Source organism: Gilliamella bombi (assembly GCF_900103255.1).
Taxonomy (GTDB): Bacteria; Pseudomonadota; Gammaproteobacteria; order Enterobacterales; family Orbaceae; genus Gilliamella; species Gilliamella bombi.
In genome coordinates this window covers 1-23,983 of the sequence record NZ_FMWS01000022.1, presented here as the reverse complement: position 1 = coordinate 23,983, position 23,983 = coordinate 1, and the positions used below count along the sequence as shown (strand labels likewise).

The following is a 23,983-nucleotide window of genomic DNA, read 5'->3' as shown; positions in this document are numbered from 1 at the left end:
GGCAATGAAGGGAACCAAAGCTAATAATGATAAAAATTATTCAAAAAACCAATTGATTTTATTAGTGTTTTTGGGTTGTTTTTTTATGTTAATTATATAATTACATTGATTGCTTATCTAGCATGATATAGCATTACTTATTGAGCATTTCTGCAAAAAAGGAGGCGTTAAGCCTCCTATAGGGGATGAATTATTTTAGGGGGTAAGATCACGTTGCACAAATCAGCATGCAATGCTTATTTCATTTGAAACAGTGACATACTTTGCATAGTCATAAAGGTATATTGTGCAGCTTGTAAATTAGCTTGTAGCATTACATATTCTGAAATGGCTTCGTACCAATCGACGTCTTCAAGTTGGCTGATTTGAGTTTGAAATTCAATATCTAATGTTTTACCCAATGTGGTTAATCTATCAATTTCGGATAATACTGAGCCACCTTCTGCTCTAAGTGTCGAAATATTATTAAAAGAATTGTCTACTCCATGACGTGCTTTTGACAACCCAGATCTAAATTGTTCAACGGTATCATCATTATCATAATCTAGATCTATTTTTAATGCCTCAATTGCATAATCAATACTTGCAAATATGTTACTTTCTGCTGGTGAACCATCAGATTCTTTAACATTTGAGCCAGTCATAAATACTTGAATACCTGTAAAACTTAGCGATATTTCTCGCGAGTCATCGATTAATACATTGATAGAAGTTGTACCGCCTACGTAACTCACTTCACCTGATTCATTCATAACAAAAGGAGGTGTATCGTTTTTCTTACCAGCAAAAAGATAGTTACCATTAGTGTCTTTTGCATTAGCTAATGATAAAAGTTGATCTTTCAAACTTTGTAATTTATTAGCAAGATCGAGTCTATTTTCTTCATTTAAGGTTTCATTTGATGCATAGACCAATGTTTCCTGAATTGCTTGGATAACAGTATTGGCTTCCGATAAGATCGTATCTTGGCGACTAAGTGATTTATCGGCATTTTCGCGTGTTGCTTGAAACTGTTCATTTTGTGCTTGCGCTTGCTTTATTATTAATGATTGTGATGCTCCCATTGGATCATCAGAAGGAGTTAAAATCTTTTTACCTGTTGCCAAATGCAACCCCGATTTTTGCCATTTGCTGTTGGTGTTTAAAATACTGTTTAAGTTTTTTTGATAAATTGAGTTTGTGCTAAGGCGCATTTTTTATCCTTTAATCATTTAGTTAAACCTAAAATGGTATCAAATAGTGTTGTTGCCGCATCAATCACTTTGGCATTTGCTTGGTAATACTGCATATAAACCTGCATAGAGATATACTCTTCTTCAATATTAACCCCTGAAATCGATTGATTTTGTTCATAAATTTGCTGAGTTATATTTTTACTTGATTGAGCAGAAATTTTTGCTGTTTGAGTTTCACTACCAATATAGTTAGTTAAGCGGGTATAAGCACTTTTTAATGTTGTTGTACCATTAACAAGTTTTTCATGTTGGATTTCTAATAATTTGGTTACATTGCGGTTATCACCAGCGCCATTTTCTTCATCGTTAATACCTGTTGCTAGTTTATTTACATCTTTCACTAGCAGTTGTAATGACGAAGCAATATCGGCAACAGGTTTTATGATAAACGAATCTCCATTAACCGCATTACCACTTATCTCAATGGTCAGTCCATCAAAAAACAATTTACCATCTTTGATTTCAGGAGTAATTAGCTGATGATCAGATAATCTTGTGACAATCCAATTATTACCATCAAATTCTATTTTATAATCAGAAGCTTTTACTTTACTCAAAGCATTAAACTCAATTTTGGCTGAAGCATTACCTTGGTTTTTAGTATTTGTGACACAACTAGGATGATTGTAATCAAACAACTTTTCACCTTGATTACCATTAATATCAATACCCGACATATGCACTTCATTAAAACGTTCTGCTAAATTTAATGCAATTAAGCCTAGCTGATTGCGGGCTTCGGTTAATGGTCCATCACGAAAGGTTAATAAGCCGTGTAACGTACCTGATGTAATGTTTTGGCTTGTCAATTCTTGTGTTGCACCTGAAGGGTGAGTATAAATAATAGTATTTAAAGAAGGATCATCTGTTGAAGGTTGTACCGATAATAAGTTAATAGAAGAGCCTTGAACTAAATTTAAACCATTAGCGAGCGAAAGATTATATTGTCCATTTTGTTCAGTAACGGTAATGTCAATGATTTCACTTAATTCATTGACTAACTGATCGCGTTGGTCAAGTAATGCATTAGGTTCGTTTCCACCGCCTACCGACTGTAGTTGTGATATTTTTTGATTAAGTTCGGCAATTTGTTGAGTATAGGTATTAACTTTATCAACATTACTATTTAATTCAGTATTAACGTTGGCAATTTGGTTCTTTAAATTTGTTTCTGTTTTATTAAATTGGCTAGTTAAAGATGTCAGATCACTAATAACAGTTTGTTTTGTCGATGCATCACTAGCATTTGATGCAAGTTTATTTAAACTGGCAAAAAGATTATTGATTTGAGATGAAATACTATTGTCATTCTCGGCTAACAGATTATCTACTTTAGATAATTCATTATAATAAGCCTTAATAGAACCATTTTGTGATTGTGATTGTCGCAGTTGTCCTACAACAAAATTATTAAAAGCGCGATTAACAGATGATACACAAACACCGTTACCGACAAACCCAAAACTATGCTGAGTTCCATTTGCTTGGCGTAAAATTTGTTGTTGACGATTGTAACCAGTTGTATGAGCATTACTAATATTATTACTTATTACATTCAGCATATTTTGTGCTGCATTTAACCCACTAATACCAGTATTCATTAATGAATTCGCCATAAAATCCTCTCAATATAGTTTGAGTTCATAATATCAATTAAAATAAGTCTTTTTTATATCGGGTTAAATTCACAAAACTTTAATAATTCTTATGCGTGTTTTAAAAAAGTTTTCAAATAAATACATTTTTTCAAAAATAAATTTATTCTGATTTAGTCCGTTGTGATTGTCTTAAAAAATCGGTTCCGGTCATGTTATTTTCTTCTTCAATATACTGCTGTGCTATTTTATTCAAAATTAAGATACTGATACGACGATTAGCATCTTTACTGTAATTAGGATTGTTTAAATTCACTGTATCGGCAAGTGCAATAATTCGAATAATTTTATTTGAGTCTAATCCACCAGCTATAAGCTCTCTTCTTGATGAATTAGCTCTATCTGCAGATAGTTCCCAATTGCTATATCCTCTATCACCTGTTGTATATTGGCGTTCATCAGTATGGCCTGACAAAGTGATTTTATTTGGTAATGAATTGATAATCGGCGCTAATGCATGCAGAATTTCTTGCATATTAGGATCAATGGTTGTACTACCAACATCAAACATGGGTTTATCATCTGAAGCTAAAATTTGAATCCGTAACCCCATTTCAGTTAATTCAATAATAAGATTAGGAGCTAATTTCTTTAGACGTTCATCAATTTCAAAAATATCATAAATTTTACGTGCCGCTTCAATCATCTGTATTTTTTCAAGTTGCTGTTTCTCAACTTCATTCTGTGATAGGGTAGAATGATAGCTCTTTTCTTCACCAAGTTGTTTACTAACATCATCACCACCACCAGGAATCGGACTTTCACTATCGCTAATATTTTTACCGCCATTGTAGCCAAGAATTAAAGGGGTTCTAAAGTATTCAGCAATCCCTTTCAATTCTTGAGGGGTAGATGTAGAAATTAACCACATGACTAAAAATAACGCCATCATTGCGGTCATAAAGTCGGCATAAGCGATTTTCCACGAACCGCCATGATGTCCACCACCATGCCCTGATTTTTTCTTTATAATTATTCTTACAGATTTATCTTTCATTATTCTTTATTTTCATTTGGATTAGATTTTTTGTCTTTAACTTCTTGTATGTATTTTTCTAATTCAAAGAATGATGGCCTTTCATGAGAAAATAACGTTTTTCGCCCAAATTCAATACAAATTTGTGGCGCATAATCATGCATGCTGGCAATAAGTATTACTTTGGTACATTCTAGAACTTTCACTGTATCGGCGTTTCTTTGTTTTAATAAAGCAGCTAATGGCGAAACAAAACCATAAGCAAGCAAAATTCCTAAAAAAGTTCCTACCATAGCATGAGCGATAAGCTCACCGAGTTCACTTGCTGGTCTATCAGCTTGAGCAAGTGTATTAATTACGCCCATTACAGCAGCGACGATCCCAAATGCAGGTAGGCCATCACCAATTCCTGAAATGGCATCTACAGGTTTTTCAAGTTCGTGGACAAATGTTTCAATTTCTTCACTCATCAGTGTTTCTATTTCAAATACATCCATATTGCCACTAATCATAAGACGTAAGTAATCAGTGATAAAATCACAAATTCTTGGATTAGCTAAAATAAGTGGATATTGTTTAAATAATTCACTTTCATGCGGATTATCAATATCTGATTCAATGGATAGCCCTCCACTTTGGCGAATCTTCGTCAAAATGGTATACATAAAATTAATGAGTGTTAAATATAGATTCTTATTATATTTGGATGTTTTAAACAATTGACCTAAAGACTTAAGTGTGGCTTTTATTGTTTTTTGTTCATTACTAACAATAAAAGCGCCTATAGCAGCACCACCAATAATCAGCAATTCGAGTGGCTGAAATAGTACGGCTAAATAACCACCACTGAGTACATAGCCAAGTAGCGCCGAAGCGATCACTACGATATATCCTATAACTATTAGCATTGACTTTCTTCTTTCTCCATAAAATAACGGCTGAATTGCTTTAATATTTATTTAAGCAGTGATCTGTTTGGCAACTGATAAATTTAAATAACTTGGTTTCGATAACACTTTCATGCATTTTTCGTCGTTTTCTTTTTGTGTTTTATTATTCTTATCTGCCCTTGATGGAGGCTGACATAAACTGCAAGTAAAAGTATTTTGCGGATGATAAGCGTGTGTAATAAAACGTCCACGACATGTGTTACAACATGATTGTTGCATTATTTTCTTTTCGACAAATTTGACTAATATCCAAGCTCTGGTTAAACCTAAAACAGGTTTATCCTTATGTGATGAAAATTGGCATTGCTCTAAATAAAGTTGATAAGCTTTTAAGATAGTTTGAATGCCTGATTTTAGACCATTTTTAACTAAATAAGAGTATGCGTTATAAAAAATACTCGCATGGATATTAGGTTCCCATGTCATAAACCACGAGGTTGAAAATGGTAATAGACCTTTAGGTGGAGGACAACCTTGAATCTCTTTATAAAGCTTGATAAGTTTATTTCGACTTAAGTTGGTTTCACTTTCCAGCATTTGAATTCTTCCACCTAGGGAAATCAATTTGATAGCGAGTTGAGTTTCCTCATATTTTTGAATAATACTTGTACTTGTCATCTTAGTTCCTTAGCTACTTATTGATTGAATCTAATAGCAAACTTGATAAAAGAATTCCTGTATGCATCTGTTTAATATCACCAATGCGAGATTCTTCAGTAAGTTTTTTCATCATTTCAGCATTTTCAAATCGTAACTGAAAAGTTAATTGATTTGTTTCTGATAGAATCAACATTTGAGATGTGTTTAAACGGCTAAGTATGTCAGCAGTTTCTTCGTCAATACCTAATCGATACATTGCCATAACTTTATCTTTTTCAATCATTTTCTGGCTTAATAGTAGTGTTGATAGATTCAAATGATGTATACATTTAAGAATATCGTCATCTAATAAATTTCCCAATTTAGTCACCAATTCATATTTGTTTTGTTTCGCATAAAAAAACGAATAACTAGTAAAATTAAATAGCATTAGTTTTTTTTTGCTTAAAATTACATTTTTAAATGCAAAAGGTCAATAAAAAAATAATTTCAATTATTTTTTCTTTTAATTACACTTTATTTTAATTGCCTTTTTATATTTTCTAAAAATTAACTTTACTTTGTATTCTTTTGATCGCTTGGCTATGTAATTGGCTTACTCTTGATTCACTGATATTCATTACTTTACCAATCTCTTTTAAATTGAGATCTTCTTGGTAATAAAGTGATAAAACAAGTTTTTCCTTTTCTGGTAGTCTTTCTATTTGTTGAATAATTGTGTTACGAATTTCCTCATCTATTAGTGCCGAAAAAGGATTATTATCTTCATCACATTTAATAATGGTATCAATGTTATCACCCAGTTTTTTATGAATTTCATCATACGAACATATTTGGCTATTATTTGAATCTAATAAAATTTTTCGGTATTCGCTTATAGGTAATTCTAAGTATTTAGCAATTTGATAATCACTAGGGGGTGCACCTAACTTCTGTTCTAATTCATTAATTGCGGTTGTAACATCTCTAATTTTCTTACGAGTTTGTCTTGGTAACCAATCACGGCTACGTAATTCATCAAGCATTGCTCCTTTAATTCTTGGTATGGCAAATGTAGCAAAAGCGCTGCCTTGAGATGAGTCATAACGTTTTATAGTGTCTAATAAACCGATATAGCCAACTTGTAATAAATCATCAAGTTCGACCGTTGCTGGTAAACGGACAGCTAATTTTAAAGCTTCATTACGCACCAAATGAATATATTGTTGCCAATCGATTTGGTGTATTACACCGCGTGAGTTATATAAGCTATCATCCATTTTTGAATCAATGTTAAAAAAATATCTAACATTATTATGACGATGGTTAGCAAATTTAATGGGTTGAATAAAGGGCTAAAAAATAGCTAATTATCATTATTAGCCATAACCGCATTATAAAATGCCGTTATGGCTATCATGACTATATGACAGAGTTAAAATAACTAAAAATCAAAATAGAATTATTGTAATAAAGAAAGTACAGATTGTGGTACTTGGTTAGCTTGTGCTAATACAGATGTACCTGCTTGTTGTAAAATTTGACCACGAGTCATGTTTGATACTTCTGTTGCATAATCAGCATCTTCAATACGGCTACGTGCAGAACTTAGGTTATTTACAGTATTGTTAATGTTGGTTACTGTTGATTCGAAACGGTTTTGTACCGCACCTAATTGCCCTCTTAATGCATCAATTTTTGATAATGCAGTATCAATTGTTTTTAATGGATCTTCTGTTGGTGAATCAGATACGTTAAATCCATTTAAACCAAGTTCAGTGCTATCAATTTTTTTCAAATTGATTTCAATGGTTTCGCCGTCATTTGCACCTACTTGAATTTTAAGTGTTTTATCTTCAGATAATACTTTAGAACCATTGAAATCAGTTTGGTTAGAAACACGATCAATCTCATCTAGACGTTGATCAATTTCATTTTGAATTGATACTAAATCACTTTCAGAGTTGGTACCATTTGCCGCTTGAACAGTTAATTCACGAATACGTTGTACGTTGTTGTTGATTTCGTTTAATGCACCTTCAGTAGTTTGTGCAAGTGAAATACCATCATTTGCATTACGAGCAGCTTGTGTTAATCCTTTGATGTTTGATGAAAAACGGTTAGCAATTGCTTGACCTGCTGCATCATCTTTAGCGCTATTAATACGCATACCTGATGAAAGGCGCTCAATAGAAGTACTAAGAACGCTTTGAGAATTGTTAAGGTTATTTTTTGCCATTAAAGACATTGTATTTGTATTAATTACTTGTGCCATTTTTATCTCCAATAATATAAATATTAAAATCAACAAGATATTTAAATTTAATTCAATATTCTTGCTGACAAATAACTTATCGGTAACAAAACAGGGAACTTTAATATTTTTGATGATTATTTTTTTATAGTAGCAGTTTAGTTGCAAATTAAAATAATATTATTAAATAAATCATATTGTTATTTTTTTTAAAAATTTTTCAATGATTTTTTATTCAAAAAAATAGATTGTTATCAATTTATTAAATAAATATTTAAAAGAAGACTAAATTTTTTTAATTGTCAGCCGATATAAACAATATTGAATAATTGTTATAGGTAGATTAAATCATGGCAATGAGCGCATTAGGCATTGGTTCTGGAATCGATCTTAATGGTATTTTAGATCAACTAGAAGTGGCTGAAAAAACACGTTTAACCCCAATTACAACGCAACAAAAAGCAATTAATGCGAAAATTAGTGGTTTTGGTAAATTAAAAAGTGCATTAACAACATTTAATACTGCAACGGAAAAACTTCAAAAAAAAGAGCTTTTTCAAAGCCGAATAGCAACAGGAAATGACAATTATTTTTCGGTAAAAGCAAATAGCAAAGCAGCATTAGGTAATTATACAGTGACAGTTGATCAATTAGCGACATCTCATGGTATTGCTACATCGACGATCAATGATAAAAATGCTAAGTTAGGTAATGATAACCAAACGCGAACTATTACGATTGAACAAGCTAATGGTCAAAAACTTGATGTAACCTTATCTCAGGATGAGACATCTTTGCAATCAATAGCAAATGCCATTAATAATGCCAAAGTTACTAATGAAGATGGAACAACCAGCCCTTCAACAATGAATGCTGCCATTATTCGTTCTGGAGCAGATGGTTATCAATTAGTCATCACATCGAAAGAAACAGGTGAACAACAAAGCATTACTTCTATTTCATCAGATGACGAAATGTTAAATAATGTTATTGGATTTGATATTAATCAACCTAGCAATAGTCATATGAATGAAGTTGCAAAAGCGCAAGATGCTAAATTTTCGTTTAATGGTATTGCCATAACTAGTAATTCTAATACTGTTAAAGATGTGGTTCAAGGTGTGGATATTACATTAAAACAGACCACAACAATTAGTCAGAATCTTGCTATAACAGCGGATAATGAAAAAGTGGAAGAAGCCATTAAAGAATGGGTCGAGGCATTTAATCAATTACAAACAACAATATCAACATTAACAAAATTCACCGCAGAAGAGACAAATTCAAAAGAACTAAATAGCAATAATGGTCCACTTATTGGGGATTCAACATTACGTAATATAGATCAAAGTATCCGCTCAATATTTGCCAAAGGGCAAGACGGAGAATTTTCTGTTTTAGCTCAAATCGGCATTAACATGGACAAAAATGGCATGTTAACGATTAAAGAAAGCGAACTACAAAAAGCACTCAGTGAAAACAGTGAAGCGGTGGCAATATTATTTACTGGTGATGGTAAAACAACGGGTATTGCTAATGAAATTTTTTCCAAAGTGAGAGGGTTTATTGATAGTGATGGCATGATTGATTCAGCAACCAATGGCTTAAATTCTACCTTAAAATCATTAGATAAACGGCATGAACAAGTAAGCAGTTCTATTGAGCAAACTATTGAGCGTTACCGAGTTCAATTTACTAAATTGGATATTTTAATCAACTCATTAGATAGTATGAGTAATTATTTAACTACCCAATTTGATATGATGGCAAATTTAAAAAAATAGAGAATAGTAATGTATAAAATGGGATCTCATGCTTACGAGCAAGTGAATTTAGAAACACGTATTAGTCAAGCGTCTCCCCATCAATTGATTGTCTTATTATTTGATGGTGCACTTAACGCCATTAAATTGGCTAGCTTATATATTCAAAAAGGCAATATTGTTGGTAAAGGTAACGCAATTTCTAAAGCGATTAATATTGTTGATAATGGTCTTAAAAGCTGTCTAGATTTAGAAAAAGGCGGTGAAATTGCCGAAAATTTAGATCGTTTATATCACTATATTAGCCAACAATTGTTATTGGCTAATTTACATAATGATCAAGAAAAATTACAGACTTGTTTCGATTTACTTAACAATATTGCTGAGTCGTGGCGTGAGATAGCTAAGTAAAAAAGGATGATTATGCAAGGAAATAACTTATTAGAACAATACGAACAATTCAACTATGTTGTGGAACAAATGTTGGTTAATGCACAGAATGAAAAATGGGACTTATTGTTGAGTTGGCAGGCAAAATACCTTCAATTATCGAAAGGTATTATGTTGGTTGATGATTTTGCAAAAATTGAAAACTTACCATTGCAACATCAAGACATGATTAGAATGTATATCAAAAATATACTTAGCTATCAGCAGCAGTTAACCCAATTAATGATTACTCGTCATTCTCAGCTTAGAGAGTTGATTGGTAAGCATGCCGATTATCAAACTAAAATTGGTAGCTATCAAAAAATTGCCTGTATAATGTAAGTCTGTGGATGCTTTGTTTGAATCTTATTCATCGATAGGAACCAACCAAGCATTCCGTTAAACAGCCTTAATCAATATTGCGATTTAAAATAATTAACTCTTTGTTTTTTGAGTGATTGTCTTCTTCTTTTCCGTAAAAAACAACAGTATAATTGGCATCTTTGGTTTTGACGATCTCACTAATGATTAATTCTTTTGTGGATAATTTAAACACTTCTTTTGTGTGCAGGTTTATATAGCAACCAACGGTTTCCTGAGAAAAGGCTTCGATCACCTGATTATTTTGAATTGTAATCCACCCATTGCCGATTTCATCTGTGAATCGAATAACAAACGTTTCTGCAGCAACTTTTATCGGTTCCCAAATAGAATAAATTAGCCTTTCCATATCAAACAATAAATTTTGTTCTATTTTTCCTTCGGGTGAAATATTGATTAAATAAAACTTACCTTTTTCATCAATACCTAAGATACTTGATGTATAAGTAAAACTTAAATTCAATACGCAAGTTAGAAAAAAACGTTTTCCTATGTTTATATTTCTTGATTGTAAATCGCTCCCCATTTCATCAATTTGACGATGTAACCAACCATTGTCAACACAAGCAAGTAGATGTATTTGATTATTCAAAGAATCAATAAAAAGTTTGTTATGTTTTGGAAGCGGAATTTTATTGGTATAGGTTTTTTTTATATCATCATTTTTAAATTCAACTGCAATCAATTTATCTGGTTTTGTCTCTGAAAAAAGATCAACATAATGGAAAATAGAAAAATCATGACATATTCCCTTAAAATCGCCGACAATAGGACGTTTGGGCTTTGGATAGGTGATATTTTCTCTATCAAATAATGGAAGCATAATACCTAAATCTTTATCTGGATGGTATACATCAATAGACACATAATACTTACCAGTAGGGCTGACAAAAAATTGGGGGTTAATTCCATCTGATTCATGATAATAATGCGTGTTTTTTTTATCCAGATCAATTACGACATATATAACTTTATAATCGTACTTGTTTTGAGGATAAAATTTAGCAGAAATCACAAGCTTCTTTTGATAACAAATAGCCTCAGTTATAGAAAAACCATCAAGCGATGTTGTCAGAACAATGAGTTGCCCTAATGTTGGGTAATTGAGACGCTGTTCATTTAAAGAAATATTGGTCTTTTTTAGTGTTATCACTTTGAATCCCTTATGTATTTAATTGATTATTTTTTATTAAATGACGGCATTATGTCGTTATTTTTTTTAATAGTACAGTAAAAATGGTAAAGTTTTTTTACCATCAGTTGATAACAAAAATAATATATTTAGTAGGGAAACAAGCATCAAAAATATGACCGATGCTTATTTTAAACTTGAATCGTGTGATGAGTTGATTATCGCATTTAGACCAGAATGAATGGTTATCTGTAAAAGTAAAATGCAAAATTTAGAATATAGGAATTATATTTGATGTCATTAATTAAACATTCATATTCATAATTTCTTGATAAGCAGCAACTAGTTTATTGCGTACTTGAATACCAAACTGCAATGAAACCGATGATTTTTGCATATTAACCATGACTTCATTCAATGAAATATTTGTATCTCCCATTTCAAAAGCTTTTGCTTCATTATTTGCCTGTATTTGTATTTGACTGATGTTATCTAAAGCGGTTTTTAATTCTGAAACAAAGTTTTTATCTGCAAAATGCGTTTTTGGAGATATTGACGTTGATTTATTTAAATCAGTTAGCTCAATTGGATTGAATGTATTGATTGTATTCATTTTGATAACTGCTTTTTAGCTCTTTTGTTACTGTATGGCTAAATTTAACATATAAATAAAAAAACAAAGGGTATAAGTAAGGGAAAAAGTGCACGCTTTTCTCGCCATTGAATTTTTTAAATACATGGATAATAACGAACAGAGTTAATCTAAATAGTTTAGAGTCAGGGTGCCAATGGCTAGTCAAACAGTCAATAATAAAGGTGAATCAATATTAAATAAGTTGCCTTTTATAAATCAACTAAAACAAAACACCAAAATGGCATTGTTAATTGCTGCTGTAATTATAATAGCCATTATTAGTTTTATTTATTTATGGGCTAAAGATGAGTCTTATGCAGTTTTATTCAGTAATTTAAATGATAAAGATGGTGGTGAAATTATTAGCCAACTTGATAAGATGAATATTCCTTATCAATTTTCGTCTTCTGGTTCCACAATCTTAATTCCGCAAGATAAAGTTTACGATACCCGATTACGTATTGCTCAGCAGGGTTTACCAAAAGGTGGGGCGGTAGGTTTTGAATTGCTCGACAAAGAAAGTTTTGGTATGAGCCAATTCAATGAACAAATAAATTATCAACGAGCTTTAGAAGGCGAATTATCCCGAACAATATCCATCATCAGTAGTATTGATGATGCTAGAGTGCATTTAGCGATGCCTAAACCTTCTTTATTTGTCAGGGAAAGGAAATCTCCTTCTGCATCGGTGGCATTAACGTTATTTCCTGGGCGCTCATTATCACAAGGTCAAATCGATGCCATTATCCATTTAATTTCCAGTAGTGTGCCAGAATTACAAGCAGATAAAGTGACCATTATCGATCAGCATGGTCACCTGTTAACTGGTGAAGGTTATCGTGATAGAAACACAAATGTTGCTCAACTCGAATTTGGTGAGCGAATTGAAAATAATATTCGTGAGCGAGTAGAAAAAATCATCACGCCAATTTTGGGTAAAAATAATGTCAAGGTACAAGTGAATGCTGATATTGATTTCAGTCGACAAGAATCAACATCAGAAACTTATGATCCTAATAGTGATATTGCTAATCAAACTATTCGCAGTAAGCAACAAGTAGAAAATCGTCAATCAGCTAAAAGCTATGGTGTAGGTGGTGTGCCAGGAGCGTTGTCTAATCAACCTGTACCTGCATCTAGCGCGCCAATCGATGAACAAGAATCGACTGAAAAACACGATAAGCAAGGAAATTACAGCTTGCAATCAAATAATACCGTTAATTTTGAAGTAAATAGAAAGGTTATACACAGTCAAATACCTGAAGGTCGTATTAAACGTTTATCGGTTGCTGTTTTGGTGAATTATAAATTCGTTACAACCGAGCCAGATAATGTTAAATCTGAAGATGTTGACAGTGATAATGACAATGACAATGACAAGTCATCTTCCATAACTGAACAATGGGTAAAACTAGATAGTGATGAACTGAAAAATATTGAAGCATTAGCCCGTCAGGCAATGGGGTTTTCTGATTTACGTGGTGATAGCTTGACTGTTGCAAATTTGAAATTTACCGATCAAACACTTGATGACAACGATAATATGGCATTTTGGAAAACTCCTGAATTTTATGATTCTGCTAAAACAGTAATTAAATATCTAATTTATATTATTATTTTATGGTTTGCGTGGCGTAAGGTTTTACGTTCGGTATGGATAAAATTACAACGTAAATTCCTTATTGATAATGGAGAATCATTAGTTTCTCAATCTACCGTAGACGATAAATTAGATTATAAAGCTCACAGTAAACAACAGCAAAAAATATTTGAAGATAATACGCAACAACAACAGCATATACGGAAAATTGTTGAAAAAGAACCGCGTGTAATGGCACTAATTATTCGTAATTGGATAAATAAGGAGGACACTGAGCAATGATATTAAGTGAATCTCAAAAAGTAGCTGCGATTTTAATGGTGTTAGGTGAAGGGTTAGCGGCACAAGTTATGCAACATCTTAACCATAAAGAAGTGCAACAAATTAGTAGTGCGATGATGTCATTACCTCAATTTTCGCAAGAACAGTTGAAAGGTATACTTAACGAGTGCCAAGTTGCTCTTGAAGAATGCGCTGTTTTAAATACCGATCCAGATGGTTACTTACGTACAATATTGGGTCGATCTCTTGGTAGTGAAAAAGCCGAACGTTTACTGGATGAATTATTAGATACAGGAAAAGAAGAAGCAACCGATGGTCTTGAAATGCTCAACTATGTCGATGCTACAAGAGCAGTTGATTTGGTCAAAAAAGAACATCCACAAATTATTGCAACTATTTTAGTTCATCTAAATCGTGATTTAGCGGCAGAAATTCTAAATCTATTTGATGATGAATTACGAAACGATGTCATGTTACGTATTGCAACTTTTGGAGGAGTAGAGCCTTCTGCACTTCAATTACTCTCAACTTCATTATCGACTTTACTACATGGTCAAAATATCAAACTTAATAATCTTGGTGGTATACGTACTGCGGCAGAAATTATTAACTTAATGAAAACGCAGCAAGAAGAGCAAGTTATTAATGCATTGCGTGATTATGATGGCGAGTTAACCCAAAAAATTATTGATGAAATGTTCTTATTTGAAAATCTTGTTGAAGTGGATGATAGAAGTATTCAACGCTTACTTAAAGAAGTCGATAATGAAATATTAATAATTGCATTGAAAGGTGCATCGGTTGAATTACGAGAAAAACTATTGAGTAACATGTCACAGCGAGCGGCATCTATCTTACGTGAAGATTTAGAAAATCGACCTCCTGTACGTTTATCTCAAGTTGAAACTGAACAGAAAAAAATATTGGCTATTGCTCGTCGATTAGCAGAAAGTGGTGAAGTGATCCTAAGTAGCGGTGATGATGAATATGTGTAATCGGCCAGATAGATTAAATTGGGAACCATTAAGTTTTCAAGATTTCTCTTTACCCGAATTACCGAAATTAAGTAAAAATGAAGTTGCTATAAACGTTGGAACTGATGATCCTGAAACAGAACTAACTGCTACCGAGATAGATAATGTTGTAATTGAACCAGAGTTAAATCAGGCACAACAGTTAGAGCAATTAAAAGAAGAGGTAAAAAAACAGGCTTATCAGGACGGTTTTAATTTAGGTCAACAAGAAGGTTTCAATGCAGGTAAACAGGCTGGTTATGATGAAGGCTATCAAATTGGCGAGCAAGAAGGGCGCCAGTTCATTGAACAACAACTTAATGAAGAAAAATTAAATGCCGTTCAAGCTATAGCTAATTTAATAGCTAATTTTCAAAATTCGATTAACGAGATCGATGAATTAATTGTTCCTAAACTGCTTGATTTAGCATTGATTGCTGCGCAAAAAACAGTAGGCACGATACCCAAAGCTAAGCAAAAACAGCTTATTTATACCATAAAAACATTAGTTGAACAGTGCTCAGTTTTGTCTGAACCTATTGCATTGCATCTTAATCCAGCTGATTTACTGTGGTTAGAACCCATGCTGAATGATGAAATCAGTCAACATCATTGGCAACTTATTGACGATTCTAACGTAGAACAGGGTGGATGCAAGATATTTACCGAAACTAATGAAATTGATGCAAATATCGATCAACACTGGCAAATAATGTCTGATAGCTTAAAAGAGGACAATCATTAACGTGAGATATTCTGCACAATGGCTAAATAAAATTGACCAAGCTACACAACAACTTGAATCACTATCACTAATCCGCCAATATGGAAGATTGGTTAAAGCATCGGGACTTGTGCTAGAAGCTATTGGACTAAAGTTACCTTTGGGGTCTAACTGCTTGGTTGAACGACAAACCGACGGTCGAATTGAGCCCGTTGAGTGTGAGGTAGTTGGATTTAGTGATAAAACACTTTACTTAATGCCATTTGAATCAACTGACGGTATTTTATTAGGGGCACGAGTCTATACTAAGCAATATGATCTAACACATTTTAATCATAAAGTATTACCTATGGGAATGGGATTATTAGGTCGAGTGGTTGATGCTATGGGAAATCCCTTGGATGATAAACCATTACCTGAGCATATTGAGTATGCTGGATTAGCCAATAAATCCCTCAATCCACTACAACGGACTCCTGTTCATCAGGTTCTTGATGTTGGTGTCAGAGCTATAAATGCCTTGCTAACGGTTGGCAAAGGGCAACGAATGGGCTTATTTGCTGGATCAGGGGTTGGTAAAAGTGTCTTACTAGGCATGATGGCTCGTTATACGCAAGCGGACATTATTGTTGTCGGGTTGATTGGTGAACGAGGTCGAGAAGTTAAAGACTTTATCGAAAATATTTTAGGCGAAGAAGGATTGGCTCGAGCGGTTGTTGTAGCGGCACCAGCGGATGTTTCACCATTATTACGCTTACAAGGAGCGGCATATGCAACAAAAATTGCTGAAAACTTTCGTGATAAAGGTTTTAACGTTTTATTGATTATGGACTCTTTAACTCGTTATGCTATGGCACAACGAGAAATTGCTTTAGCAATAGGTGAACCCCCAGCAACTAAAGGTTACCCACCATCAGTCTTTGCAAAGCTACCCGCATTAGTTGAAAGAGCTGGTAATGATGAAGAAGGGAAAGGCTCAATTACTGCATTTTATACAGTATTAACCGAAGGTGATGATCAACAAGATCCGATTGCAGATTCGGCCCGAGCAATTTTAGATGGACACATTGTTTTATCTCGATCTCTTGCTGAATCAGGGCATTATCCAGCTATTGATATTGAAGCTTCAATCAGTCGCGTAATGACAGATCTTACTGCCCCTGAAGATGAAAAAAAATCTAGATTATTTAAACAATTATTTTCAATTTTTCAACGAAACCGTGATTTGATTAATGTTGGTGCTTATGTATCTGGCACAGATCCATTATTAGACAGAGCAATAACGCTATATCCTGCCATGCAAAAATTTTTACAACAAGGTATTAATGAACATTGCTGTTATCAAGACGCTTATCAACAATTAGCGGCCATTGTTGAGCCACCATTAGCTCGTTAGGGAAATATCATAATGAATAAAAATCCTTCGCAACTTGCATTTTCAACATTAAAAAAATTGGCGCAAAAGTCGGTAGACGATAATTTGATAAAACTAAAAAAAGCAAATGAAAATCATCAAAATGCACAATCACAGCTAAATGTTTTAAATAATTATTATGTTGAATATCAACAAAAATTAAATAATGCCTTATTTGAAGGTATTAAAGGTAGCGAGTTAAACAATTTTAAATCGTTTATTGCTTCAATTGAACAAGGTATTGAGCAACAAAAAAAACTATTGTTATCGTTAGATATTAAACAAAAACAAATTACAAATCAGCTTAATCAATCACAAAAAAGCTTAAACACATATACCACACTATTAAATAAGCAGTATAACCAATATTTGCAACGACAAAATCGGTTACAGCAAAAACTGACAGATGAATTTGCGCAGTTACAATTAGCAAGGAGAGTATTAAATGAATGTTAATCTTATCAATGGATTGAACCCTACTGTTTCTCATCAATCAGATCTTGTTGAAACCAATTTAACGAATAATGGTAATGATTGCTTTCAACAATTATTACAACAAAGTGAAAATCAAACCGAACATAATAAAAAAACCGTTAATGCCAAATTAAAAGGTATCGATGATGCGCAAGAAGATAATGATCATAATGTTGAAATGTTAATTACGGAAATTTATCCCTTTAATATACAAACACCAATAGCACAAGATAGTGATATAAAAATAGATCAAAATACTGAAACATTAAATGTTAATTTATTCGATGGATCATCATCAGAAGTGGTAATCGATCAGCAAGCAACACATTTACTTACTTCTATTTATGACAGTGAAGATTTAATTAATAAAGTAACATCACAAACAGGAATAAAAACTAAACCTGTGGATAAAGGAACGACAAATATTAAAGATAATATTAATAATTTTGCTAACTCAAAAAATGAATCGCATAAAGCTAGTGAATTTATGCAGAAAGTAGTGATGAATCAAGTCCAATTAATAAATAATTACGATGATGAAGGACAAATGGCTACTAATCAAGAGCCATTTTTGTTAGCCAATACCAATGGACAAAACCAGCTATTATCACAAACTAGTATTAGCGCAAGATCAGCGACAATAAATTTACCTACACAAAATATTATGCAGTGGCAAACTTCATTAACTGAACAAATTATCATGTTTAATCGTCAAGGTATTCAAACTGCCGAAATAAAATTACATCCACAAGAGTTAGGCTCAATGTACATTAAGCTTGCAATGAATGATGATAAAATGAATCTTCATATGATGGCTGCACATAGTGCTGTTAAAGGTATGTTAGAATCGGCTTTACCTTTTTTAAGAACATCATTAGAAGATCAAGGTATTACACTAGAGCAAACAAATATCGGTGATTTTTCAATGATGAATGATTCAAAACAATCTGATACACCGCAACAAACAAAAAGCAATCAAACCCAGAAAGTCGTATCACTTGATGTAATAGACGATAGTATTGAGCAATCTCTAGTTGAAAGTCGATCAATTAAATCTAGACTTAGTATATTTGCCTAACTAATAAGATTATTATTTTTTGAGCAATTTTATATTTTAAATCAATTGAAACGTTTAAATAGGTAATGTTTTGTTGCCTATTCTTCAAATCAATTTAAAAAATATGATTTATTATCCTTGTAACTATACCTAATTAATGGGTTATAAATCTTTTTAAATTTATAGAGACAAGAGTAAATATGCCTACCACGAAAAAAAAAGTAAGTGTTTTAAATCTGATCCTTATTCTTATTACGTTGTTAGCGATAAGTGTTGCGGCTTATTTGTGGTTTCACAATCACTCACAAAGCACAACTAAAGCACAAGAAGAACCCGAAGTTACGTCACCGGTATTTTTAACATTAAAACCGTTTACTATTTCATTACCTGTCTCAGAAGATAATATCGAAACTAATAAAATTATTTATATTGGAATAGTTTTGCGTATCGCCGATGAAAACCAAAGAACTGTGCTATTAGATTATTTACCTGAAGTAAGAAGTGACGTACTACTTTTAACTTCAAAACAGCATGTTAACAAACTAAAGCAAGAATCGGGGAAGATCGATTTACAAGAGCAGATAAAAACTACCTTATCAAGACAATATGATGCAAAACATTGGGTAAAAGTTGATGAAGTTCTATTTACTGATTTTATTATACGGTGATTATTATGCCCGATAAGATAGAGCCCACAACAGATTTAAATGAAAATAGTGCTGCAGAACAACTATCTGATAGTTTTGTTAACGATGGTGAAGATAGCAGTATTGATGTTTCTTCTTTTTCGTTACCTTCTGGTAAAAAGGTTGATGTTAAACCTTATGATTTATCGGTAAAACATCGCTTTATTCCTGAACGATTAACCGCATTAGAAATCATTAATGAACGTTTTGCTCGTCAGTTTAGAATTGGGCTATTTAATCGATTGCGTCGCAATGCTGACGTAGTTGCATCGCCGATTGAACCACAAACATTTGAGGAGTTTTCTGATATTTCATCAGAAAACCATTTAAATTTAGTTCATCTTAACCCATTAAGAGGTTCAAGCTTATTTTCATTTTCACCTGAATTAGTCTTTATTATCGTTGATTCATTATTTGGAGGCGACGGGCGTACAACTAAAATAAAAACACAAGGACGAGAATTTACCCACACCGAACAGCAAATCATAAAACGAGTATTAGAATTAGCATTAGTTATTTATCAAAATTCATGGGCTGATGTATACCCAATTGAAACCGAATATATTCGCTCTGAAATGCAAAGCAAATTTACCAACATTACCAGTTCGCCTGATGATGTTGTGCTAACAACAAACTTCAAAGTCGAAGTGGGTCATAGCAAAGCGACATTTTGCATTTGTATCCCTTATTCTATGGTTGAACCAATCAAAGAGTTGCTAATAAAGCCTCCTATCGAAGAACAGACTTATCAAGACGATAATATCTGGATGAGTTCATTAACCACTGGAATTAAACAATCATCTGTCGAATTAGTTGCCAATTTTACCCATATTCATACAACTGTTGAAAAACTGTTAGCGTTAAAAGTTGATGATATTTTAACAATTGAAAAACCAACAAATATAGATGTAACAGTTGGTGGTGTACCGGTATTAAAAGGCCATTACGGTAAAGTAAATAAACAGTATGCAATTCAAGTAGAACAGGTCATTAATCCTGTGATAGAACAACTGAATGAGGGAGTGTTCAATGACTGACATTATACCAAATAACGGCGAAGACCAAGAAGAAAAAGTAATGAGTGATGAACTCATCACTAAAGAGGCTATTTTTGAAACATTATCTCCTCAACAAACAAAAGATAAAAAGCAAGATATTAATCTTATATTAGATATACCTGTTGATTTAAGCGTTGAACTTGGTCGAACAAAAATAGCTATTAAAGATCTATTAAATCTAACCCAAGGTTCGGTAATTGCATTAGATGGGCTTGCAGGAGAACCATTAGATATATTAATTAACGGTTATTTAATAGCTCAAGGCGAAATTGTGGTAGTTGGCGATAACTATGGTGTACGTATCACCGATATTATTACTCCATCAGAGCGTGTAAGAAGATTAAGCCGTTAATGACAATAAAGCAACCTAATTTGATTCAACCTACGGTTGGTGCAACCAATACTAATACCTTATCGCCATCGTCTTCTGATTTAAATATTTATACCGAAATTGGATCGTCAATGGGATTAACGCTTATTGTGATCATCGGTTTTATTTTATTGCTAGGATGGCTCGCAAAAAGAATGGGTTGGAAAAAAACGACCGAACAATGGATTGATGTCAAAGCCACATATAACATTAATCCTAAAGAACGTATTATGGTTATTCACGTTGATAACCAATTATTAGTGGTAGGTGTTACTCCTCAACAAATGACATTGTTACATACCATCAATGAAGAACGAACCAAAGTGTTGCTTTCGCAAAATGGAGCAGATAAAAATCTTACGAAAATTAACGCATTTCAACAGATATTACAATCCGCTTTAAAAGTGAAAAAGGAGTAACAACAAGTGCGATTAAATTTAACTATTTTGCTAAGTTTATTGCTATTTAGCTTATCTAGCCATGCTGAAACTTCAGCTTTAACTAACATAAATCAGTCCCTAACAGGTGGGCAAAATTGGTCGTTACCAGTTGAAACATTAGTCTTTTTAACATTGCTCACTTTTATACCAGCAATATTATTATTGATGACCAGTTTTACAAGAATTATCATTGTGTTAGGTCTGTTACGTAATGCCCTAGGTACGCAATCAGCACCGCCGAATCAAGTTATTTTGGGAATTTCGCTTTTTATGACTTTTTTTATTATGTCGCCAGTCATTGATAAAATTTATCAAGAAGCGTATGTGCCATATTCACAAAATCAAATTACCATGCAAGAAGGATTAACAAAAGCAATTAAACCATTACAAGAATTTATGCTTACCCAAACGCGAGAAAATGACCTAGCGTTATTTGTTAACATGTCTCACCAAAACGACATTCAAACACGGGAAGACGTTCCTTTAAAAGTATTAGTTCCTGCTTTTGTGGTGAGTGAATTAAAAACAGCGTTTCAAATTGGTTTTACAATTTTTATTCCATTCTTAGTAATTGATCTAGTGGTAGCAAGCACGCTTATGGCATTAGGAATGATGATGGTGCCACCAGCGACAGTATCATTGCCATTCAAATTAATGTTATTTGTCTTGGCAGATGGTTGGCATTTATTACTTGGATCATTAGCACAAAGCTTTTTTAGTTGAGTCGCACTATGTCATCTGAATATATCAGCACGTTAGCCATACAAGCGATAAAAGTTTCGGCATCATTAGCTGGACCGTTATTATTAGCCGCATTAGTAACAGGGTTAATCATTAGTTTATTACAAGCTGCGACGCAAATTAACGAAATGACATTATCATTTATTCCCAAGATCATAGTGGTCATTGTGGTTTTAATAATATTGGGGCCATCAATGCTATCAACCATGATCGACTATATCCAAACCGTTATTACAGATATTCCTAACTTAACCCGTTAAATGTAATGGAATTTGATATCAACAATTTATTTAATATCGATTTCTTTTCTTGGATTAGGGACTATTTTTTCCCTTTTGTTCGTATCTTAGCGTTGATCATGGTAGCGCCCATTTTTGGCGAAAAGGAAACGCCTAATCGAGTTAAAATTGGCCTAGCGCTACTCACTACGATTGTACTGCCACATCCACATATTGATGACAATATAAAAATATACTCATTTATAGGAATATGGATTATTGCACAACAAATAATGATTGGAATACTTATTGGTTTTACCATGCAGTTGGCATTTATGACAGTGCGATTTTCAGGAGAATTAATAGGGATGCAAATGGGGCTAGGAATGGCGACCTTTTTTGACCCTATTGGCGGTCCATCAACATCAGTATTATCGCGCTTAATTAACATCATTGCTTTATTAATATTTCTCAGTCTTGATGGCCATTTATGGTTGTTATACGGCATATCAAATAGTTTTGATATTATTCCGATTGCAGTAATGCCATTACAAGCGAATGGATACTTAGCATTAATTGAAGTCAGCAAACTATTATTTATCAACGCAATCATGTTAGCACTTCCTTTAATGACATTGCTATTAATCATCAACATATCATTAGGACTACTTAACAGAATGACGCCACAGCTATCTATATTTGTGGTTGGTTATCCAGCGACCCTATTCTTAGGGCTAATCATGCTAACTTATTTAATTACAACACTACCCGCATTTACTGAATTTATTTTTGAACAAATGTTTGAGCGAATTTCTAGTATCTTATGGTATTTAACTCAGTGATATAAATTGATCACACAGTCGTATTTAATTTACCTATTCAACTTGACTTATTTTTTGTGGCTATGGGAAATAAATTCTTCAAAAAACAATAAATACTTAATTGAAAACAATGATCTAACTAAGTATGTTTATTGTATGATAGATTATATTAATTAACACTAAAACAGATTAATGCTGATAAAATCAGCATTAATAAAATAGTTAACTAAGCTTTTTTTACAAAGCAGGCTTTTAGCATAATTTTCATGCCATCAATTTTGCAGTCGATTTCGTGATCACCTTCGACTAAACGAATGCCTTTGGCTTTAGCGCCTTTTTTCAGCACCGTTGAAGATCCTTTCAATTTTAGATCCTTAATCAAAATAATATCGTCGCCATCAGCAAGTAAATTACCATTGCTATCTTTTACCTGTAATCCAACATCAGAAGACACAGCCTCGTTTGGATCCCATTCGTGGGCACATTCAGGGCAAACACAAAAGCTGCCATCATGATAAGTGTGTTCAGATTGGCAAACAGGGCAATTAGGTATAGATTCCATAGCTTATAACTCTTATAGATTAAATAAAATGGCGTTTACTATAGCAAAAAAATGCTATTAAGTCATGGATGTTGTCTATTCGCTATTGTTAGGATCTAAAATAGCGATATACAAAAATATAGGAAGTATTAATTATGTTTCTGTAAAGGTTAATGATTAAGTCTTAATATTAATAAGCAAATATGTGATTTTAAGTAATAGATTCATTATCTTATATTATTAAAAAATTTAGAGCAATGGATGATCTTTTATTAAAGAAGGAGCTTAACAAAACTTTACAAAAAAACAGGTGAAAAACGAAGATTTTATTCTAAAATAGAGTAGCATAGTTATATACTACTTTATGCTAAAATTACTAAAAACAACATTAACTGTTTATTTTATAACAATAAATTTAAGAAAATAAGTATGAGGAATAATAAAGTTATGATAAAATATGGACTTAATCGGGCATCGGGCATCGGGCATCGGGCATCGGGCATCGGGCATCGGGCATCGGGCATCGGGCATCGGGCATCGGGCATCGGGCATCGGG

General features: G+C 32.9%; 26 protein-coding genes and 1 pseudogene. 16 read left to right on the top strand and 11 right to left on the bottom strand.

Features of this window, described 5'->3' with window-relative positions:
- Positions 1–236: 236 nt before the first annotated feature.
- From flgL to B9N71_RS05670, 8 genes are all read right to left on the bottom strand, one after another.
- The gene (flgL, locus tag B9N71_RS05705; RefSeq protein WP_085164723.1) at positions 237–1,193 is read right to left on the bottom strand and encodes a flagellar hook-associated protein FlgL; all 957 of its coding nucleotides are present in this window, start codon (positions 1,191–1,193) and stop codon (positions 237–239) included.
- A 14-nt stretch (positions 1,194–1,207) separates the two neighbouring features.
- Positions 1,208–2,851 carry a flagellar hook-associated protein FlgK gene (gene flgK, locus B9N71_RS05700; RefSeq protein WP_085164721.1) on the bottom strand — a complete coding sequence of 548 codons (1,644 nt, stop codon included), beginning with the start codon at positions 2,849–2,851 and terminating at the stop codon, positions 1,208–1,210.
- A 142-nt stretch (positions 2,852–2,993) separates the two neighbouring features.
- On the bottom strand, positions 2,994–3,887 hold the full coding sequence (motB, locus tag B9N71_RS05695) for a flagellar motor protein MotB (protein ID WP_065590618.1): 894 nt from the start codon (positions 3,885–3,887) through the stop codon (positions 2,994–2,996).
- Positions 3,887–4,774 (bottom strand): flagellar motor stator protein MotA, encoded by an 888-nt coding sequence (motA, locus tag B9N71_RS05690; RefSeq protein ID WP_065590619.1) that lies wholly within the window; start codon positions 4,772–4,774, stop codon positions 3,887–3,889. The genes motB and motA overlap by 1 nt, the downstream gene beginning before the upstream one ends.
- A 51-nt stretch (positions 4,775–4,825) precedes the next feature.
- Positions 4,826–5,434 (bottom strand): flagellar transcriptional regulator FlhC, encoded by a 609-nt coding sequence (flhC, locus tag B9N71_RS05685; RefSeq protein WP_065609920.1) that lies wholly within the window; start codon positions 5,432–5,434, stop codon positions 4,826–4,828.
- 13 nt (positions 5,435–5,447) lie between these two features.
- Complete coding sequence (flhD, locus tag B9N71_RS05680) at positions 5,448–5,777, bottom strand: flagellar transcriptional regulator FlhD (RefSeq protein ID WP_034909475.1); 330 nt, start codon at positions 5,775–5,777, stop codon at positions 5,448–5,450.
- A 181-nt stretch (positions 5,778–5,958) separates the two neighbouring features.
- Complete coding sequence (locus B9N71_RS05675; RefSeq protein ID WP_065590621.1) at positions 5,959–6,675, bottom strand: RNA polymerase sigma factor FliA; 717 nt, start codon at positions 6,673–6,675, stop codon at positions 5,959–5,961.
- 182 nt (positions 6,676–6,857) lie between these two features.
- Positions 6,858–7,670: a flagellin N-terminal helical domain-containing protein gene (locus tag B9N71_RS05670; RefSeq protein WP_065609921.1), complete on the bottom strand. Its 813-nt coding sequence runs from the start codon at positions 7,668–7,670 to the stop codon at positions 6,858–6,860.
- 329 nt (positions 7,671–7,999) lie between these two features.
- On the opposite strand from B9N71_RS05670, the gene fliD reads away from it, so the two are divergent.
- The 3 genes from fliD to fliT are packed head-to-tail and all read left to right on the top strand — an operon-like array spanning position 8,000 to position 10,183.
- The gene (gene fliD, locus B9N71_RS05665; RefSeq protein WP_085164717.1) at positions 8,000–9,433 is read left to right on the top strand and encodes a flagellar filament capping protein FliD; all 1,434 of its coding nucleotides are present in this window, start codon (positions 8,000–8,002) and stop codon (positions 9,431–9,433) included.
- Positions 9,434–9,442: 9 nt separating this feature from the next.
- Positions 9,443–9,823 (top strand): flagellar export chaperone FliS, encoded by a 381-nt coding sequence (fliS, locus tag B9N71_RS05660; RefSeq protein ID WP_034909484.1) that lies wholly within the window; start codon positions 9,443–9,445, stop codon positions 9,821–9,823.
- A 12-nt stretch (positions 9,824–9,835) separates the two neighbouring features.
- Positions 9,836–10,183: a flagellar protein FliT gene (gene fliT, locus B9N71_RS05655; RefSeq protein WP_085164715.1), complete on the top strand. Its 348-nt coding sequence runs from the start codon at positions 9,836–9,838 to the stop codon at positions 10,181–10,183.
- Positions 10,184–10,250: 67 nt separating this feature from the next.
- Here the strand turns inward: fliT and B9N71_RS05650 are convergent, their stop codons facing one another.
- Positions 10,251–11,375: a hypothetical protein gene (locus B9N71_RS05650; RefSeq protein ID WP_085164712.1), complete on the bottom strand. Its 1,125-nt coding sequence runs from the start codon at positions 11,373–11,375 to the stop codon at positions 10,251–10,253.
- A gap of 283 nt (positions 11,376–11,658) precedes the next feature.
- A complete protein-coding gene (gene fliE / locus B9N71_RS05645; protein WP_085164710.1) occupies positions 11,659–11,967 on the bottom strand; it encodes a flagellar hook-basal body complex protein FliE in 309 nt (102 codons plus the stop codon).
- 175 nt (positions 11,968–12,142) lie between these two features.
- Here fliE and fliF point away from each other — a divergent pair, with 175 nt between their 5' ends.
- From fliF to fliR, 13 genes and pseudogenes are all read left to right on the top strand, one after another.
- Positions 12,143–13,870: a flagellar basal-body MS-ring/collar protein FliF gene (fliF, locus tag B9N71_RS05640; protein WP_085164708.1), complete on the top strand. Its 1,728-nt coding sequence runs from the start codon at positions 12,143–12,145 to the stop codon at positions 13,868–13,870.
- The gene (fliG, locus tag B9N71_RS05635; RefSeq protein ID WP_065561660.1) at positions 13,867–14,865 is read left to right on the top strand and encodes a flagellar motor switch protein FliG; all 999 of its coding nucleotides are present in this window, start codon (positions 13,867–13,869) and stop codon (positions 14,863–14,865) included. The genes fliF and fliG overlap by 4 nt, the downstream gene beginning before the upstream one ends.
- Positions 14,858–15,628 (top strand): flagellar assembly protein FliH, encoded by a 771-nt coding sequence (locus tag B9N71_RS05630; RefSeq protein ID WP_167370062.1) that lies wholly within the window; start codon positions 14,858–14,860, stop codon positions 15,626–15,628. Before fliG ends, B9N71_RS05630 begins: the two co-directional genes overlap by 8 nt.
- Positions 15,624–17,003: a flagellar protein export ATPase FliI gene (gene fliI, locus B9N71_RS05625; RefSeq protein WP_085164703.1), complete on the top strand. Its 1,380-nt coding sequence runs from the start codon at positions 15,624–15,626 to the stop codon at positions 17,001–17,003. The genes B9N71_RS05630 and fliI overlap by 5 nt, the downstream gene beginning before the upstream one ends.
- A gap of 12 nt (positions 17,004–17,015) precedes the next feature.
- Positions 17,016–17,477: a flagellar export protein FliJ gene (gene fliJ, locus B9N71_RS05620; RefSeq protein WP_051634102.1), complete on the top strand. Its 462-nt coding sequence runs from the start codon at positions 17,016–17,018 to the stop codon at positions 17,475–17,477.
- Positions 17,467–18,573: a flagellar hook-length control protein FliK gene (locus B9N71_RS05615; protein ID WP_085164701.1), complete on the top strand. Its 1,107-nt coding sequence runs from the start codon at positions 17,467–17,469 to the stop codon at positions 18,571–18,573. Before fliJ ends, B9N71_RS05615 begins: the two co-directional genes overlap by 11 nt.
- Positions 18,574–18,752: 179 nt before the next feature.
- A complete protein-coding gene (locus tag B9N71_RS05610) occupies positions 18,753–19,220 on the top strand; it encodes a flagellar basal body-associated FliL family protein (RefSeq protein WP_085164699.1) in 468 nt (155 codons plus the stop codon).
- A 5-nt stretch (positions 19,221–19,225) separates the two neighbouring features.
- Entirely contained in the window at positions 19,226–20,275 is a 1,050-nt protein-coding gene (gene fliM / locus B9N71_RS05605) for a flagellar motor switch protein FliM (protein WP_085164697.1), read from the top strand.
- A 64-nt stretch (positions 20,276–20,339) separates the two neighbouring features.
- A pseudogene (gene fliN / locus B9N71_RS05600) lies at positions 20,340–20,648 on the top strand (flagellar motor switch protein FliN); the annotation flags it as partial.
- A complete protein-coding gene (gene fliO, locus B9N71_RS05595; RefSeq protein WP_085164696.1) occupies positions 20,648–21,085 on the top strand; it encodes a flagellar biosynthetic protein FliO in 438 nt (145 codons plus the stop codon). The pseudogene fliN and the gene fliO, both read left to right, overlap by 1 nt.
- Positions 21,086–21,091: 6 nt before the next feature.
- The gene (fliP, locus tag B9N71_RS05590; RefSeq protein ID WP_085164695.1) at positions 21,092–21,829 is read left to right on the top strand and encodes a flagellar type III secretion system pore protein FliP; all 738 of its coding nucleotides are present in this window, start codon (positions 21,092–21,094) and stop codon (positions 21,827–21,829) included.
- Positions 21,830–21,837: 8 nt separating this feature from the next.
- Positions 21,838–22,107, top strand: a complete 270-nt coding sequence (gene fliQ, locus B9N71_RS05585; RefSeq protein ID WP_085164693.1) for a flagellar biosynthesis protein FliQ — start codon at positions 21,838–21,840, stop codon at positions 22,105–22,107.
- 5 nt (positions 22,108–22,112) lie between these two features.
- Positions 22,113–22,907 carry a flagellar biosynthetic protein FliR gene (gene fliR, locus B9N71_RS05580; protein WP_051634103.1) on the top strand — a complete coding sequence of 265 codons (795 nt, stop codon included), beginning with the start codon at positions 22,113–22,115 and terminating at the stop codon, positions 22,905–22,907.
- A 205-nt stretch (positions 22,908–23,112) separates the two neighbouring features.
- Here the strand turns inward: fliR and B9N71_RS05575 are convergent, their stop codons facing one another.
- On the bottom strand, positions 23,113–23,448 hold the full coding sequence (locus B9N71_RS05575; RefSeq protein ID WP_034909519.1) for a zinc ribbon domain-containing protein YjdM: 336 nt from the start codon (positions 23,446–23,448) through the stop codon (positions 23,113–23,115).
- Between the last annotated feature and the right edge of the window lie 535 nt (positions 23,449–23,983).